Annotated in this window: 15 protein-coding genes; 12 read left to right on the top strand and 3 right to left on the bottom strand. The window is 35.5% G+C overall.

The annotated features are described in order from the left end of the window. Window positions 1–33 precede the first annotated feature (33 nt). The gene (locus tag BBI01_RS11340; RefSeq protein WP_083190080.1) at window positions 34–1,275 is read right to left on the bottom strand and encodes an MFS transporter; all 1,242 of its coding nucleotides are present in this window, start codon (window positions 1,273–1,275) and stop codon (window positions 34–36) included. Between the two features lie 83 nt (window positions 1,276–1,358). Then, complete coding sequence (locus tag BBI01_RS11335; protein ID WP_065394759.1) at window positions 1,359–2,198, bottom strand: helix-turn-helix domain-containing protein; 840 nt, start codon at window positions 2,196–2,198, stop codon at window positions 1,359–1,361. 296 nt (window positions 2,199–2,494) lie between these two features. Between BBI01_RS11335 and BBI01_RS11330 the strand changes: the two genes are divergently transcribed. The 7 genes from BBI01_RS11330 (at window position 2,495) to BBI01_RS11300 (ending at window position 12,508) form a co-directional block, all read left to right on the top strand. Further along, window positions 2,495–3,031, top strand: coding sequence for a YcxB family protein (locus tag BBI01_RS11330; protein ID WP_065394758.1), 537 nt, complete (start codon window positions 2,495–2,497; stop codon window positions 3,029–3,031). 459 nt (window positions 3,032–3,490) lie between these two features. Beyond that, on the top strand, window positions 3,491–4,012 hold the full coding sequence (locus BBI01_RS11325) for an RNA polymerase sigma factor (protein WP_065394757.1): 522 nt from the start codon (window positions 3,491–3,493) through the stop codon (window positions 4,010–4,012). Window positions 4,013–4,165: 153 nt separating this feature from the next. Beyond that, window positions 4,166–5,431, top strand: a complete 1,266-nt coding sequence (locus BBI01_RS11320) for a histidine-type phosphatase (RefSeq protein WP_065394756.1) — start codon at window positions 4,166–4,168, stop codon at window positions 5,429–5,431. A gap of 150 nt (window positions 5,432–5,581) precedes the next feature. Beyond that, window positions 5,582–6,403, top strand: coding sequence for a FecR family protein (locus BBI01_RS11315; protein WP_165602238.1), 822 nt, complete (start codon window positions 5,582–5,584; stop codon window positions 6,401–6,403). A 79-nt stretch (window positions 6,404–6,482) separates the two neighbouring features. Beyond that, on the top strand, window positions 6,483–9,470 hold the full coding sequence (locus BBI01_RS11310) for a SusC/RagA family TonB-linked outer membrane protein (protein WP_083190078.1): 2,988 nt from the start codon (window positions 6,483–6,485) through the stop codon (window positions 9,468–9,470). A gap of 7 nt (window positions 9,471–9,477) precedes the next feature. Beyond that, window positions 9,478–11,091, top strand: a complete 1,614-nt coding sequence (locus BBI01_RS11305; protein ID WP_065394753.1) for a RagB/SusD family nutrient uptake outer membrane protein — start codon at window positions 9,478–9,480, stop codon at window positions 11,089–11,091. Between the two features lie 775 nt (window positions 11,092–11,866). Further along, complete coding sequence (locus tag BBI01_RS11300; protein ID WP_065394752.1) at window positions 11,867–12,508, top strand: DUF1062 domain-containing protein; 642 nt, start codon at window positions 11,867–11,869, stop codon at window positions 12,506–12,508. Between the two features lie 60 nt (window positions 12,509–12,568). Here BBI01_RS11300 and BBI01_RS11295 read toward each other — a convergent pair whose 3' ends face one another. Further along, window positions 12,569–13,495 (bottom strand): Dyp-type peroxidase, encoded by a 927-nt coding sequence (locus BBI01_RS11295; RefSeq protein WP_065394845.1) that lies wholly within the window; start codon window positions 13,493–13,495, stop codon window positions 12,569–12,571. A gap of 210 nt (window positions 13,496–13,705) precedes the next feature. Here BBI01_RS11295 and BBI01_RS11290 point away from each other — a divergent pair, with 210 nt between their 5' ends. From BBI01_RS11290 to BBI01_RS11270, 5 genes are all read left to right on the top strand, one after another. Next, complete coding sequence (locus BBI01_RS11290; protein WP_065394751.1) at window positions 13,706–14,455, top strand: sulfite exporter TauE/SafE family protein; 750 nt, start codon at window positions 13,706–13,708, stop codon at window positions 14,453–14,455. A gap of 20 nt (window positions 14,456–14,475) precedes the next feature. Next, the gene (locus tag BBI01_RS11285) at window positions 14,476–14,718 is read left to right on the top strand and encodes a MoaD/ThiS family protein (protein WP_065394750.1); all 243 of its coding nucleotides are present in this window, start codon (window positions 14,476–14,478) and stop codon (window positions 14,716–14,718) included. A 97-nt stretch (window positions 14,719–14,815) separates the two neighbouring features. Then, window positions 14,816–15,232, top strand: a complete 417-nt coding sequence (locus tag BBI01_RS11280) for a molybdenum cofactor biosynthesis protein MoaE (RefSeq protein ID WP_065394749.1) — start codon at window positions 14,816–14,818, stop codon at window positions 15,230–15,232. A gap of 47 nt (window positions 15,233–15,279) precedes the next feature. Further along, on the top strand, window positions 15,280–16,149 hold the full coding sequence (gene fdhD, locus BBI01_RS11275; protein ID WP_065394748.1) for a formate dehydrogenase accessory sulfurtransferase FdhD: 870 nt from the start codon (window positions 15,280–15,282) through the stop codon (window positions 16,147–16,149). Window positions 16,150–16,254: 105 nt separating this feature from the next. After that, complete coding sequence (locus BBI01_RS11270; RefSeq protein ID WP_065394844.1) at window positions 16,255–16,605, top strand: DUF7009 family protein; 351 nt, start codon at window positions 16,255–16,257, stop codon at window positions 16,603–16,605. Window positions 16,606–16,609: the final 4 nt, after the last annotated feature.

The raw sequence follows: 16,609 nt of genomic DNA, 5'->3' as shown, positions 1-16,609 counted from the left end.
GAGGATTTTATGATGATTTTCTATAAATTAAATTTATTTCGCTATCGTCTTTTTTCCAAACCAAAGATGCGCAATAAGCACCAGAAGCGTACAGGATAATCCTGTATATACAACACCGTCCCATTGGTAGTATTTCCAGGCTTGGGACGCAAGATAACTGCCCAGAGAACCTCCGGCAAAATAACTGAACATATAAACCGTATTTAATCTGTTTGTAGCTCCTATATTTAATGCAAAGAAAGAAGATTGATTACTGATGTGCATCGATTGTAGCCCAAGGTCAATAAGAATTACTCCCACAATCAGTCCCATATAAGTATACCCGCTGAAATAAAAGATAATCCAGCTGGCAAGTAACATGAATATAGATACTAATATTATGTTATAAGTAGAAACTTTTGTTGCTATTTTACCTACCGCAGAAGCCGCAAGAGCTCCTACCGCTCCAATAAGTCCGAAAGAACCCGCCACCGCAGAACCCGCATGAAAAGGAGCTTCCTCTAAATGAAATACCAACGTAATCCAGAAAGCACTGAACCCGGCAAAGCCCAGCGCCCCTCTGAATGCCGAAAGACGCAGAACAGGCTGTGTTTTCGCAAGATGTATCAGCGAGTGCATCAATTGTCTGTAATTTCCTTTAAATGTGGGATGTACATCCGGAAGTTTAGCACTAAGTAATACCATCAGAAAAATCATACAGCCAATCGCAATATAATAAATAGCCTTCCATCCCCAGATATCCCCGATAAAGCCTGCTGCTACACGCGATAAAAGAATTCCCAGAAGCAAGCCGCTCATCACCATTCCTATTGAAGAGCTGCGTTTTTCTGGAGTAGAAAGTTCAGCCGTTAAAGGAACAAGCATCTGAGGAACCACCGAGCTAAACCCTACCATAAAACTGGCAATATAAAGTAAAGGAAGATTAGGTGCTAAAACCATTCCCACGAGGGAGGCTATGATCAGCAGAAAGATAGAAAGTATTAATTTTTTTCGCTGTACCATATCTCCCAGAGGAACAATAAACAGAAGCCCCATCGCAAAACCAACCTGAGTAAGCATTGCAATAATACTGATTGCCGTTTCAGTAACCTGAAAATCCTTTGCCATCAGTCCCAAAAGAGGTTGGTTATAATAATTATTTCCTACCACAATCCCTGTGGTAATGGTGATCAACCAAAGAAGTGATTTGGTAAGTGTGGGTTTGTTTTGCAGAGGCTCTACCGTTGGCTGTTCAATAGCCTTAGGGTCAATAGTATTGTTATTTGTTTGGATCATCTTATCTAAAATTACTGGTTGCAAAATTAGGTACATGCGAGCTCAGGAAGATGTGGAATTCGATCCATGAGTTGAAGAATCCGTCAGTTGTCTCTGAATTGTTTGGGAGTAATACCTATATGCTGCTTAAAGAAATTGGAAAAATAAGGAGCATCAATAAACCCTAGGTCAAAAGCTATTTCTTTGATAGACAGATCTGTGGATTTTAAAAGTCGCTTGGCTTCCAGAAGAGTACGCTGTAAAATAAGCTGAGTTGGGGAAGTCTGTAATTGAGCCCGGCATATTTTAGTCAGATAACTTGTTGAAATATTCAGCTTTTCTGCATAAAACGAGATCGATTTTTCTTCTCTGAAAAACTCCTCAACAAGTTCATGGAATTTTACCACTCTTGTGCTGTATTGGTTACTTTCACGTTCGGAAAATAGCCTTTTGATCTCCTTACTTACCATAGAAATGATCACCGCAGTTCTTGCATGAATCACTTCCGGAAGAAAATCCTGATCACTAAGTTCATTCTGAATCGCTTTAAACTCATAAAGCAGGGTGTTAAATACTGATTCAGACAGGGAAATAACAGGATTTCTATGATAATAAGCAAAGGAGAAAGGAAAATTGGATGAAAACTTTTCAAAATGTTCACGGTCAACCATAAGCTGATATCCAATCGTATGCTCTTCAAGATTCCATGTATGTACCTGCTTCGGAAACAATATGTGAATCTGCCTGTTGCCGATTTTATATTCATTGAAGTCAATGGTATGAATACCTCCGGCTTTTTCAAAAAGTGCCAGTAAAAAGAAATGATGTCTGTGAGGACGTTCAATGTGATGAATTCCCTTTATTTCAGAATACGAAAAATTCTCATTTCCCGAGAGTTGTTTCGCTCTGAAATCCTGAATGTCTATAATGGGGAAGAGTTCCATTTCTTTTTCTTTACAATTAAAATAAATAAGTTTTCCTCTATCAAATATTCATGAGAGAACCTGCCTTATCTCTTAAGCTATGTTTAAAATCGTTTAAATATATAAAAATCAAGATCGAAAAAATAACATGGGATAACTTTTCAACAACCTAAATCTGAAAAAAGAATCAAGTTATTTTAATAATCAGGCTTTTAATGTTTAAAAAAAGAAGGATTTAATTGTATGTTTAAGAGATAACTTCTATTTTAGTGTTTCTTAGATAAATCAACCACAAAATCAAACTAATACAAGTTACCATGAATACAATGAAGCTGAGCTTTAATGAAAAAATAATGTTAGATAGCTTACTGTATGAAGCTTCTAAATCTGAGGAAATACAACAATCTAAAAAGACAAGTCGTCTGATATTCGCAGGAATGATAGCGGTGATAGGGTTATTTTTAATGATCTTTAATCTGGTATTGGGCGGATCGATATTTCTCGTTGGTGGATTGTTTTTCCTGATCTATCCAAAATATGCAGGATATTATTATAAAAAATTCTATACTACAGTTGCTCAGGGCGAACAGTTTAAAAGTAGTGATAACAATACTTATGATGTAGAATTCAATAAGGAATATATCCTGATGAAAAATACGCAACTTGAAGCTAAGCATCATACAGATCATTTTGAATGGCTTTCGGAAACAAAAGAAAATTTTTTCATTAAACTAAATTCCGGAAGCTATCTGATATTTCCAAAACAGCAGGTTCCAGACATCGAATGGCTCCGTAATTACTTTAAAGAAATAAAAATTCCTTATCACACAGAGCTGGATTGGAAATGGTCGTGATTTTGTTTTAATAAATCAGATAATACGTTTAGTTTTTTGATCAATATTTTTAAAATATTGATTTGTATTGTTTTATGGTTTTTTGTATATAGATTGTATAGGGGTATTACCTTTAAGTGTATAGGAATTGTTATGGTTGAAATTGTAGATTCAGTTGATGATTGACGGATATTTGTCTCAGGAATTTGAAATAGAAATTTTTCAGTGATTGGTTAAATTCTAAAAAAAATCCAAACATGATAAACTTTGTAAAATAGAGTTTTATCATCGCTTATTAAAGCCCAAAAAACACACACAAGAACACAGTACGATGAATCTAAATGCGGGATATTTATATTCCGCATTTTTCTTTTTATTTAAAATAACTTTTTAAAGAATCTTTATTCATATCTGAAAAACGTAGATTTTTTGGAATTTATTTTTTTATATATTTGAAGAGTTACCGTATTTTAAATTGTTGTGGAGCCTTTATTTGAAAAAATATATGATGAATACAAGCATCAGGTCTTTTTTTTCGTGAAAAAATACATTCATGGAAGAGAAGATATTGAAGATGTAGTACAGGATATTTTTGTTCATTTATGGAAGCACAGGCAGGTTTTGGAGAAAAACAAAGAGGCAATTATTTTCAAAACAGCAAAACAGGAAATCGCGAATTTTTACCGAAAAAATAAACTTTCCTTTTCTGATCTACAGGAAGAGATTCATCTGAAAGTAGTAAAAGAAGAAGAGGATGAAGACGAATATTCGCAACATTCTGATAAATTAGAAAAATTACTCCATCAAATGCCGGAAAAAAGTAAGGCTTTTTTTCTTAAACATAAAATCGAAGGACAGAGTTATTCTCAGATCGCCAAAGAAAACAGTATTTCTAAAAATGCTGTTGCAAAGCATGTGAATAAAGTTCTAAACCTTCTGAAAACTCATATCAATCTTTTCTTTTCATTATTAATTTTCATAAAAAGTTTTTTTCAGGGTTGACGATTTCAATAGCTCTGCGTAATAGTAGATAGAAAAAGTTTAGAAAAGTAATCACTGTGAATGTTTTTCCTTTTCAGAACAATGTATAACATTTCAGTTGTTCCCCTTTTTGAGTGGTACAACTGTCATTCAATCGAATAAAAAGAGTTTATAATGAAAAAGACAACACTACTGCTTTTATTTGTAGGAGCATTTTTCTCTACCCATGCGCAGACCACGAAAGAAGAAATTTTTTCTGACATCAAAACAACAGGCGGAGTTTATTATGCTTATCCTACACCTTCCGGGAAACAGACTCCGGCTCCATCTGGTTATGAATCATTTTATATCAGTCATTACGGAAGACACGGTTCAAGATGGCTCATCAATGAAAAAGACTTTTCAGGCGTAATGCATATTTTGGAGAAAGCAGCTGATCATAATGCTTTGACACCCCAAGGACAATCCGCTTTAGAAAGATTGAAAAAAATATGGATTCAGGCAGAGGGACATAATGGTGACCTTACAGAGCTTGGTGCATTACAACACAGGCAGATTTCCCAAAGAATGTTTAAAAACAACCCTAAAGTTTTTGAAAAAAATGCTGTAGTGACGGCAAAATCAACTGTGGTACCGAGGTGTATCATAAGTATGGCTAATTTTGCTAATGAATTGGTTGCCAATAATCCAAAACTTCAGATTAATATGGAATCTTCGGACAAATACATGAAATATCTGAATCATCATACCAAAGAATCTATTGATTTCCGTTCGGCAGATAACTTCTGGCAGGAAGAGAAAAGAAAGTTCAGAGCAGAGAATATGAAATCTGAAAGATTTATCAAAAACCTGTTCAATAATGATGACTACATCTATAAAAATGTAAATCCGGAAAAAGTAATTGAAGCATTCTATTGGATTGCCAGTGATATGCAGAATTTGGAAACAGATATTTCTTTCTATGACTTATTTACAAAAGATGAATTATTTAATATCTATCAGTCGGTAAATTACCAGACCTACGTAAATGACGGACCGTCTCCGCTAAGTAAAGGTTTAGTAAAGAACAATTCTATTCCGTTGGTAAAAAATATGCTGGATGAAGCAGAAGATTATATTCAGAACAATAAAAACGGAGCTTCCCTAAGGTTTGGACATGACGGAAATATTACTCCTTTACTTGCCCTTCTGAATATTGAAGGAATGAATAAAGAAGAAACCAATCCCAGAGAAGTTTATAAAGTCTGGAATACTTTTCAGGCAGCACCTATGGCAGCAAATCTACAGTTGATTTTTTATAAAAATAAAAAGAAAGACATTTTGGTTAAATTTCTCCATAACGAAAATGAAGTGCATATTCCTATACAGACTGACACTTTCCCATATTACAAATGGGCTGACGTGAAAACGTATTTAGAAAGTATAGTAGGTTCTCACTAGATCATGTTTAAATGAAAAAAGCCTCAAAAGTTTTTAATTCTTGATATGTGACTTCGGGGTTGTAATAAACATTTAGACAGATTATTTAATTTTTTTCTAAGAAATAGGTTGACGATTTATTTTTTCTGCGTAATACTCAATATGAATACAATGGAAGACGAAGATTTTAAAAAGAACTGGGAAGAAACCTTCAAAGAAAACCAGCAGATAGATTCTCTCACGGATACCAGGATCAAAGCCGGAATTCAGAGTAGAATCAAAACAGGAAGAACCCTGAGAAGAGTCTATTGGGCTGCTTCTGTGGCTGCTGTGATAGGAATTGGAGTATTTCTCTATAATCCGTCTGCATCTTCTTCCGTTGTAGAACAAGCTAAAATTCAAAGTTATACGAGTGCAGATTTTACAGAGAGTATTGATCTTCCGGATGGAAGTCGTATTGTTCTGGAGCCACACAGTACGTTGGTCTTGTCTTCAGATTTTGGGAAAGCTGACAGAAAAATTACTTTCACGGGTAAAGCTACTTTTGATATTGCAAAAGATAAATCCAGACCTTTCAGAATTAATGCAAAGGATTTTACAGTACAGGTTTTAGGGACGAAATTTTTCTTAGATCAAACCAGTGGAAAAGAAAAGGTTGAACTTTTTGAGGGAAAAGTGAAAGTCGATCATAAAGGAAAGATTACCTACCTGTTACCCAATCAGTCTTGGAGTAAGAATGTTGAAAAACCAGCTCAATTCTATTATGCAGCTGATGCCAGAAGAGACTTCTCATTTGAAGATGAAACACTGAAAAATATTGTTTCAGAACTGGAGCAGGTATATAATATTAAAATAGAATATCCGAAAGAGTACGGCGAAAAGAGAATAAAAGGAACTTTCTCAGGAAATCTGAACGAAGTCTTAACAGCTATTTGTTATCCATTCAACCTTAAAACAGAAAAAAAATCCGAAAAGGAAATACAACTCAAATAAAAAAGCACCAATAATGGGGGTTATTGATGCCAATTAACTATTTAACTCGCTAAAGTCTAATAAAGTTAATCCCAAATTTATGAAAAAAACAATAATTTCCGTGATACTTCTGGTCGCGATGGGACTTCCAGTGGCTTACGGTCAATCCGGACAACAGCCTTCAACCACGCAGGCAAAGCAAAAACGGGTATCTATTACTAAGGTTTTTGATAAGCTGAGCAAATCTTCCAAAGTGCCGTTTTTCTATTCCAGTACAGACTTTAAGGATGTTCTTGTGGATGAAAACGGTATCAATTATTCATCGCTGGATGCTTCCCTAAAGTATCTCAGGAACAATTATCCCGTGGAATATGAGATAAGAAACAATACAGTAATGCTTCGCAAGACTTCCGCAAAAGCAATTGTACCTGCCAGAGCTATTTCTATGGCAAAAGATACGGTTTCGGTAAAAGAAAACAAGATTGAGGAAGTTGTAGTGATCGGATATGGAAAAGTAAAAAAATCTGATGCTACAGGATCTCTGACCACGGTAAAAATGGATAGTGAAAATAATGGCAATCCGGTTTCTGCACAGGACGCATTAACGGGAAAAGCCGCTGGTGTTAATATTACTTCCCCGGGAGGAGCACCAGGAGCCGGTTCTACCATCAGGATCAGGGGAGGGTCTTCTTTATCTGCAAGTAATGATCCGCTGATTATTATTGACGGAATTGCTATTGATAATTCATCTACATCAGGATCAAGTAATATACTGGGAATGATCAATCCCAATGATATTGAAAGTTATACCGTTTTGAAAGACGCATCTTCTACAGCAATTTATGGTTCAAGAGCATCTAACGGGGTGATTATTATTACCACTAAAAAAGGAAGCAAAAAGACCCGTTACCAATATTCATCCAATACCAAAGTGAGCTACAATCCAAAAATGATGGATGTCCTGACGGGGGATGAATACAGAACTTATATGAAGAGCCGTTATGCAGATAATGCAGCGGTGATCAACGGATTGGGAACTTATGATACCAATTGGCAAAAAGAAATATACCGTACATCTGTAAGTAATGATCAGAACTTCAGTATGACAGGTGCTGTGAAGGATATTCCGTATCGTTTGTCTTTGGGATATACCAATCAGGAAGGAATCATCAAGAAGAACGCTTATGAAAGAATGAACCTGAGCTTAGCTCTGAATCCTTCTTTTTTTGATAAACATTTAAATGTAAATCTTAACTATAAACCAAGTATAGAAAACAACGACTTTATTTCCAATCCGGCGAACGGAGCCGTAACATTTGATCCTACACGTCCTGTTTTTGATAATTCTTCACCTTATGGACTCGGATATTTTATCTGGTTAAATGCAACAGGAAAACCAGTTCCTCAGGCTGGAACAAATCCCGTATCTGTTCTTGATCTGAGAAATGACCAGTCGAAAGTTTTCAGACATATTGGAAACATACAGCTGGATTATAAAATTCATGGTTTTGAAGATTTAAAATTAAACCTTAACACAGGTTTTGATATCCTGAAAAGTGATGGTGATGTTTTTGTTCCGGATAATGCACCTATTGCCTGGACTTCTATTGGAAATGACGGACAGGGGCTTGTAGAGAAATACACTCAAAAGAAAAGTAATTTACAGCTGGATGCTTATGCCAATTATTCCAAAACGCTGGGTAATCATAAATTTGATGTGATGGGAGGATATTCCTGGCAGCGATTCTGGAAAAGCTATAATGATAATCAGAGCAATCTTACAGGAAGTAAAATTTACAGAGATATTGTTTCAAAATCCGAATATTATCTTGTTTCATTTTACGGACGTTTGAATTACAGCTTTAAAGACCGTTATCTTTTCACGGCAACCCTTAGAAATGACGGTTCATCTCGTTTCGCCAAAAATAATCATTGGGGACTCTTTCCATCTGCAGCTTTTGCATGGAAACTTAAAGAAGAAGAATTCCTAAAAGACAGTAATTTCCTTTCCGATCTGAAATTAAGATTAAGTTATGGTAAAACAGGACAACAGGACATTGGCGGAGATTATGAATGGATGCAGACATATACCTACAGTCAGTCCAATGCTTTATATCAATTGGGAAACCAGTTCTACCAAACCATTCGTCCCAATGGTTACGACCCAAACCTTAAATGGGAAACAACATCTACCTATAACTTAGGATTGGATTTCGGAATTTTAAAAAACAGAATCTCCGGATCTGTTGAAGTATATAAAAGAACAACCGATGATCTTTTGAATAAAATCTCCGTAGCAGCAGGTTCCAATCTTACCAATATGATCTTTACCAATATTGGTTCTATGGAAAATAAGGGGGTAGAACTTAGCTTGAACACCATTCCTGTGAAAAGCGGAGACTGGCAATGGAATATGGATGTGAATTTTACTTTCAACAATTCAAAGATCACCAAACTGACTCTTGTAGACAGTTCAAATTATGGCGTGAATATAGGAAACGTTTCCGGTTCAACAGCAGGAACTATTCAGATTCACTCTGTAGGATATTCACCGTATACTTTCTATCTGTATCAACAGGAATATGATGACAATAACAGACCCATTGAAGGAAAATATAAAGGTGGATTGGTAAAGGATAAAAGCCCAATGCCAAAATCTTATCTGGGAATCTCCTCAAAGGTGAGTTACAAAGATTGGTATTTTGGATTTAATGGGCATGCAAATTTTGGAAATTACGTATACAATAATGTTAAATCAAAAGATTACAGATCAAAGATATACCCTGAAAACGGTACTTACTCCAATATATTAAGTTACACGGCAGAACAGGGGTTTGAAAACCTACAGCTTTATTCAGATTTCTTCCTGGAAAATGCATCGTTTTTCAGAATGGATAATATGACGTTGGGGCGTACTTTTAAAAAGATCAGCGACAAATTTGATCTGGGAGTGAGCTTCTCAGTTCAGAATGCTTTTGTGATTACTAAATACAGTGGCTTAGATCCTGAAGTATATCTGGGAATCGATAACAATATGTACGCCAGACCACGTTCATTCCTTTTTGGATTAAATGTTAACTTTAAATAATTAAACTATGAAACGTTTATATATAATACCTTTTATCCTTTTGCTTTTCTCGGTAATCTCGTGTGTCGGAGACCTTGATACAGAGCCTATTGATCCGAATATTGTGACAACTGAGCAAATCTATTCCAAACCTGAAAATTACAAAGGAGTTCTTGCCAAATGTTATGCAGCATTATGTTTGAGCGGACAGCAAGGTCCTACCGGAGATCCTGATATGGGTAATTTTGATGAGGGATACAGCTCATTTATCCGTCTGGCATTCTATGTTCAGGTGCTTACAACCGATGAAGCGATCATGGGCTCACAATCGAATGGTTTGAGACAGATGGCAACCAACAGCTGGGATTCCAATACTGCAATTCTGAATGGTTATTATGCAAGATTATATCAGATCATCGGCTATACCAATGAGTTTTTAAGACAGACTACAGATGAGAAAATGCAGGAGAGAGGTCACACAAACCCTGATTTTAAGAAAGAAGTTGCATATTTCAGAGCAGAAGTACGTTTTCTGAGAGCCTATTCTTATTGGGTGCTATTGGATACCTTTGGAAAAGTACCTTTTGTGACGGATGCTGATAAGCTTGATCCTCAGTTTTTACCTAAACAAATCATGCCTAATGATTTATATGCTTATGTAGAAAAAGAATTAAAAGATATTGAGACGATTCTTCCGGCAACCAATGAATATGGAAGAGTAGATAAAACGGCTGCTAATTTCCTGTTATCAAGACTATATCTGAACGCAGAGGTTTATACAAAATCTCCACAATGGAATAAAGCAGCAGAATATGCTGAAAAAGTGATTCTAAGCCATTACAGCCTATCTCCGAAATACCTATACAATTTCCTGGCAGACAACAATACTTCACCTGAAATTATCTGGTCCCTGAATATGGACGGTATCAGATCAAAAACATATGGCGGAACTACATTCTTTGTACTGGCACAAACTGGGGGAACGATGCTCAACTACCTGAATATGGGAATTGCCGGCGGCTGGGGAAATATCCGTCTGCGCCCTGAATTTGTTAATAAATTCCAATCTGCTGATCAGAATTTCAAAACAACAGATCCTAATGCTTTTACCAAAAATGATAGCAGAGCATTGATTTTTAATGTTGGTCACAAAAAAGAAATTGCAGCACTTCCGGGAACTTTCCAGGATGGATATGCCTTTACAAAATGGAGAAATGTGGATAAAAACGGCAATCCAGGTTCAGATGCAGCGTATGTGGATACAGATTTCCCGATGTTCCGTCTTTCAGAAGCATATCTTACTGCTGCGGAAGCATATTTCAGAACAGGAAACTCGTCTTCTGCACTTACTTATATTAATGTGGTAAGAAACAGAGCTTATAACAACGGAAATGGTGCAATTTCCAATGCAGAGCTGAATCTTAATTTCATTTTGGACGAAAGATCAAGAGAGCTTTCATGGGAGCTTACCAGAAGAACAGACCTTATCCGTTTCAACAAATTTACCCCTGGAGATTATGTTTGGAGCTGGAAAGGAAATACAAAAGATGGGAAAGCTGTAGATACTAAATTTAATATATTTCCTATTCCATCTGCTGATATTACTGCAAATCCAAATTTAACCCAGAACAGCGGTTATTAATCTAATAGAAATAGTGTGGGGAAATTTTAAACTTTAAGCTCATGAAGTTTTGAAATATCGAGGTTATGCTTGAAGGGTGGTGGTTCTCCCTATTTCCCGCTCAAGGGTCTTCACATGATGAGGACCCTTTTTTATTTTAAAACTTTCTCATAGATTATACATAGTGCGCAGAATTTTTTAATAGGTGTGTATATTTAATTAGATTTTTTTTAACCTCATAGGTACATAGACTTATGAGTAAATAAAATAATTCATGCATTCGTGGCAATTAAAACAAAGCCATATTCAATTTTATCGCAGATAAAATCCTCGCGCCTTAATGCATAACTAAAATAAATAATTAGCGTCTTTGCGCTTTCCAACAACACACACACACTTACAATGATTAATTTTTCTCATCTTTTGAAAAAACCTATACGCTTTATGTTTCAAAACAAAAAAATCACTACTTTTATATCAATCAAGTAAACAATTCGTTTTGAGAACAGCTCGTAAACCTATTATCGCTTAATATTAGCCTTCACAACCACAGGTTAATGATTCTTTCGTTTGGGTAAATCTACCCGAACAGGTTCTTGTTTATCATATTATTTACCGTATTGCTGAGAGAGCAGCTGCATTTTGTATTCCTTTTTGACATATTTATCAGTCAAATTTGAATAGAGAATAGATGCGAAGCTTTTGTGCATTTATTTTTCTACTGTATAAGATCTTACGATTGGTAATGCGTGAATAATATGTAAAAATCTTACAAAGAATATTAAGCACGATAAGAATGAGTATACAGTATATATGGGAGATCAAAGCGAAAAATACTCCCACCTTAAAAAAGAAATGCAATCATTGTGACAGCGACAGATTTCATTGCAGTGATAAATTCAGATTAAATGCCCAGAAAAAAAACATTGATATATGGTTAATTTACAGATGTGTAAAATGTAATAACCGCTACAATATGACTATATTCTCCAGAATCAGAACAGAATCTATCAGTAAAGATATCTTTAATAGATTTTCAGAAAATGATACCGATTTGGCTTGGGAATATGCATTTTCACAGGAGACAAGACGAAAAAATAATGTTGAAGCAGATCTTGAAAGTGTAGAATATGAGATTCTGTATGAGGAAATTTTAGAAGAGCAAATGAAAAGTTCTGAAGATGAGATATTCTCCTTTAAAGTTCATAGCCCTTTTGATTTTAACCTTCGAATATCAACCGTTGTCAGAAGATGTTTACACCTTTCATCAGGCAAACTGAATCAATTAATAGAAATTAATGGAATTTTTGTTCAGGGAAAACCATTACAAAAGAAAAATAAAATAAAAAACGGAGAAATTATTCAGGTTGTGAAAGAAAAATTAAAAAGGATTTTACAAAGCGAAAACATACATTCGGAATTAATAATCTCAGAATAAAAAATGGACCGTTTCAGAAGAAGCGGTCCATTTATCTTATATAGTAAATCTTCAATAAACCTAAGAGGAAAAATCATCCAACATATCTGCTGATGGAACAAAAAATAAGGTTCCTGTCTGCGCTGTACTGAAATCCAGGATGCGGTCATAATTTCCTGGAGGATCACCAATAAACATATTGGTAAGCATTTTTTCTACCGTGCTGAAAGTACTTGCGTAACAAATAAAATAAGTCCCCATTTCATTCGTGGAAACATTTCCGAAAGGCATATTATCTCTCACCACTTTAAAATCATCACCAACATTCGCTAATGCAATATGAGAGTTTTTAGGCTTTACATCATCATCCATCTCAATATCCTGTTCCTTTGATCTTCCGATTACTTTTTCCTGATCTTCCACAGAAAGAGATTTCCAGGCATTCATATTATGGATGTATTTTTGTGTGAAAAGATAGCTTCCCCCTTGATACTCGGGATCTGTTTCTCCAATAATGGCAAAATAATCACGGTCTTTACCATGCGGATTCTCTGTACCATCCACAAAACCTAAGATAGATCTGCTATCCCAATAACGGAATCCCTGAACTTCTACCACACAATCTGCAATGTCTTTCATAAAATCTGAGATCGTAGAAGCCATATCATAGGCAAAGCTTTTCTCGTCTGCACGAATATGAAAATGAAGATCACCTCTCGTACTTACAGCAGTGTGTTTGCTGCCTTTTATTTCCTCAAATTTTTTAAACTCTTTAGGAAGCGGAGTAGGAAGTTCCAGTTGTAGCCATGCCTCATATCCAATACCCATTACAACGCTTGCCTTTGAATCTGGGAAACGGTCGAGAGCAGAATTATTAAGGTTGATAATCAAAGCGCACATTCTCTGAAATACAGCTTTAATTTTGGAAGAATCGGCATCCTGTTTAAAGTTCCAAACCAGAAAATAGGTATTGTTGTTAGGATAATCGGTGACGTTTTGGGAATTCATCTTGTTTGGTGTTTCGTTTATTGACATTTTAAATTATTTCTGATCAATCAAATTTAATAAATGATAAAGAGATTACATTACAGTATTCCTTAGATACACAATTTATGACATTTTTTTCACAAATTACAGTATAGACTTTTATATTTTCTCTCATAAAACAAGGCTTAAAATGAGTATTATTGTAATAAAATTAATCTTCAATAAAATAGTATGGGACATTGGGAGATTTTTCTGTTCTTTTTGATAATAGCCTTTGTGTATTCATCGGTAGGATTTGGAGGTGGCTCCAGTTACCTTGCTGTTTTGGCGATGTATGCCCTTCCTTACCAGGAAATAAGGTTAACAGCATTGATCTGTAATGTCATTGTGGTAGTAGGAGGTGCATATATTTATATTAAAAATAAACAGGTAGATTGGAAAAAAGTAATCCCCATTACACTCGTCAGTGTTCCCATGGCGTATCTGGGAGCTATTCTGAAAATCAGTCAGGAAACATTCTTCCTGATTCTGGGGATTACGCTGATCATTGCAGCAATCTTATTATGGGTAAAAACAGATACTAAAGTAGATGAAAAGACCTTACAGAATTCCAGAACATCCTTATTAGGGAACAGTTTTCTAGGGGGTGGAATTGGCTTTTTGTCCGGTTTAGTTGGTATTGGAGGCGGAATTTTCCTTTCTCCATTGCTTAATCTCATGAAATGGGATACTCCGAGAAAAATTGCAGCTACTTCCAGTGTTTTTATACTGGCAAATTCTTTGTCCGGAATTGTAGGACAGTTGTCAAAATTATCAGTAGATATGGATTATTTCAGGATTCTGAGTTTATGTCTGGCTGTTTTGATCGGTGGACAGATCGGTTCAAGAATGTCTCTGAAATGGAACCCATTGATTATAAAAAGAATGACGGCTATACTTGTATTGGTTGCAGGTATAAATGTTTTGATAAAATATTGGTAAAATTTATTTTAAAAAATAGAATGAAACTTAAAATACTAGCTTTTGGAATAACGAAAGATATTTTGGGAGCTGCAGAAAAAGAACTGGAAACACAGGATGATCTGAACGTTGGTCAGTTAAAAAGAATACTGGAAGAAGATTTTCCTCAATTGGTAAAACTGAAATCCTATTTCATTGCTGTAAATGAAGAATATGCAGAAGATGATCAAACTATTGTAAACACAGATGAAATAGCACTTATTCCACCTGTAAGCGGAGGATAATTTATAATCATTTGAACCAAACAATCGTGGATTCGTGGCGGTTTCCTGTCATTAAACAACAAAATCAGATTTAGAATCAAAGGAAAAAAAGAAATAAATGGTCGATATCAAAATCACAGATAATATTTTAAGCATAACCGAATGTCTCACCTTGGCTGAAGATCTGAGTAGTGGTGGCATTGCAACATTTATAGGAACAGTTCGGAACGTCACAAAAAATAAAAAGGTGGTTCGGCTGGAATATGAATGCTATCAAGCTATGGCTGTAAAAGAAATCAGGAAGATTGTGGATCAGGCTATATCCCGTTTTTCTGTACGTAATATCGTTGTACATCATCGTACCGGAATTTTGTTTCCTGGTGATGCTGCGGTAGTAATTGTGGTAAGTGACGGACACCGAGATGCGGTTTTTGAAGCTTGCCGTTATGTGATTGATACCATAAAGCAAACCGTTCCTATATGGAAAAAAGAAATTTTTGAAGATGGTGAAGAATGGGTTTCTGCACATCCGTAGTTGGAAGGACGAAATTTCGTATATTTACTATACCAGATTATTAAGATATGAAAACCAATATATTAGAAAATAAATCTGTAAGGCAGATCGATATTGTCAAAGTAAAAGGAAACAACAGTTTTCCTTATACAGATGATATTTCGGTAGAAGAACCTTTGGAAATCCGTATATCTTATGGAAAAGATCAAAGGGAAACTAAAAATATATCTGTCACCATGCGGACTCCCGGTAATGATGCCGAACTTGCTGCCGGTTTTCTGTTCACAGAAGGAATTATTTCAGGATATAACCAGATCAAAAATATAGATCATCCCAGTGCCGAATGTTCCATAAATAGAGAAAACGTCATCGAAGTGGAAATGGCAGATGATTTTGTTCCCCAGCTTAAAAATGCAGATAGAAATTTTTATACCACTTCCAGTTGTGGAGTCTGCGGAAAAGGCTCTATCGAATCCATAAAAACAGTAAGTACTTTCCAGAATATTGAACAGGAACAACAGGCTATAACATTGCAAAAGATATATCAGTTATCCGAAAACTTACAGTCTTTCCAGAATAATTTCAGTGCAACAGGCGGTATTCATGCATCCGGTATTTTTGATTTTAATGGGAATCTGCTGGCTTTACGAGAAGATGTCGGAAGGCATAATGCATTGGATAAACTGATAGGACACACTTTGTTTACCGGACAACTTCCATTGAAAGATCATATTTTGGTACTTAGTGGAAGAGCCAGCTTTGAACTGATTCAGAAAGCAGCTATGGCAGGAATTTCTATTGTGGCGGCAATAGGAGCACCGTCCAGTCTTGCAGTTGATCTCGCTAAAGAGTTTAATATGACTTTGCTGGGGTTTCTCAGAGATAACAGGTTTAATATTTATAATCAAAGCAGTTTCCATAAAATAATCGAAAAATAACTACCACGCCACAAAAATCATTCGTGCATCCGTGGCAAAAAAATAAAATAGCCACTAATGCACTAATAAAGAGGTATGTCAGTGGTGCAAACAGAAATAAAGGATATGAAAATTAGAATAAAAGACAACTCAATAAGGTTTCGTTTAACTCAATCAGAAGTTTCAGAATTGGGGGAAAAGGGAATTGTTTCCAGTTTCACAGAATTTGTAGACAGACCATTCATCTATGCTATAGAAAGAACAGATGACCGTGCATTATCGGCTGCTTTTATTGAAAATAAAATTGTAATGAAAATGCCTGCTGCAATGGTTGAGGAGCTTGTATCTACAGATATTGTCGGGTTTGACGGGCAGGCTGGGCTTGTAAAGCTTTTAGTAGAAAAAGACTTTGTATGTATAGATAATACAATGGAAGACCAAAGCGATAACTACCCGAATCCCAATCTTAAATGTTGATCAC

Origin of the sequence: Chryseobacterium artocarpi (genome assembly GCF_001684975.1) — a bacterium.
GTDB lineage: Bacteria > Bacteroidota > Bacteroidia > Flavobacteriales > Weeksellaceae > Chryseobacterium > Chryseobacterium artocarpi.
This window is presented reverse-complemented; position numbering and strand designations above follow the sequence as displayed.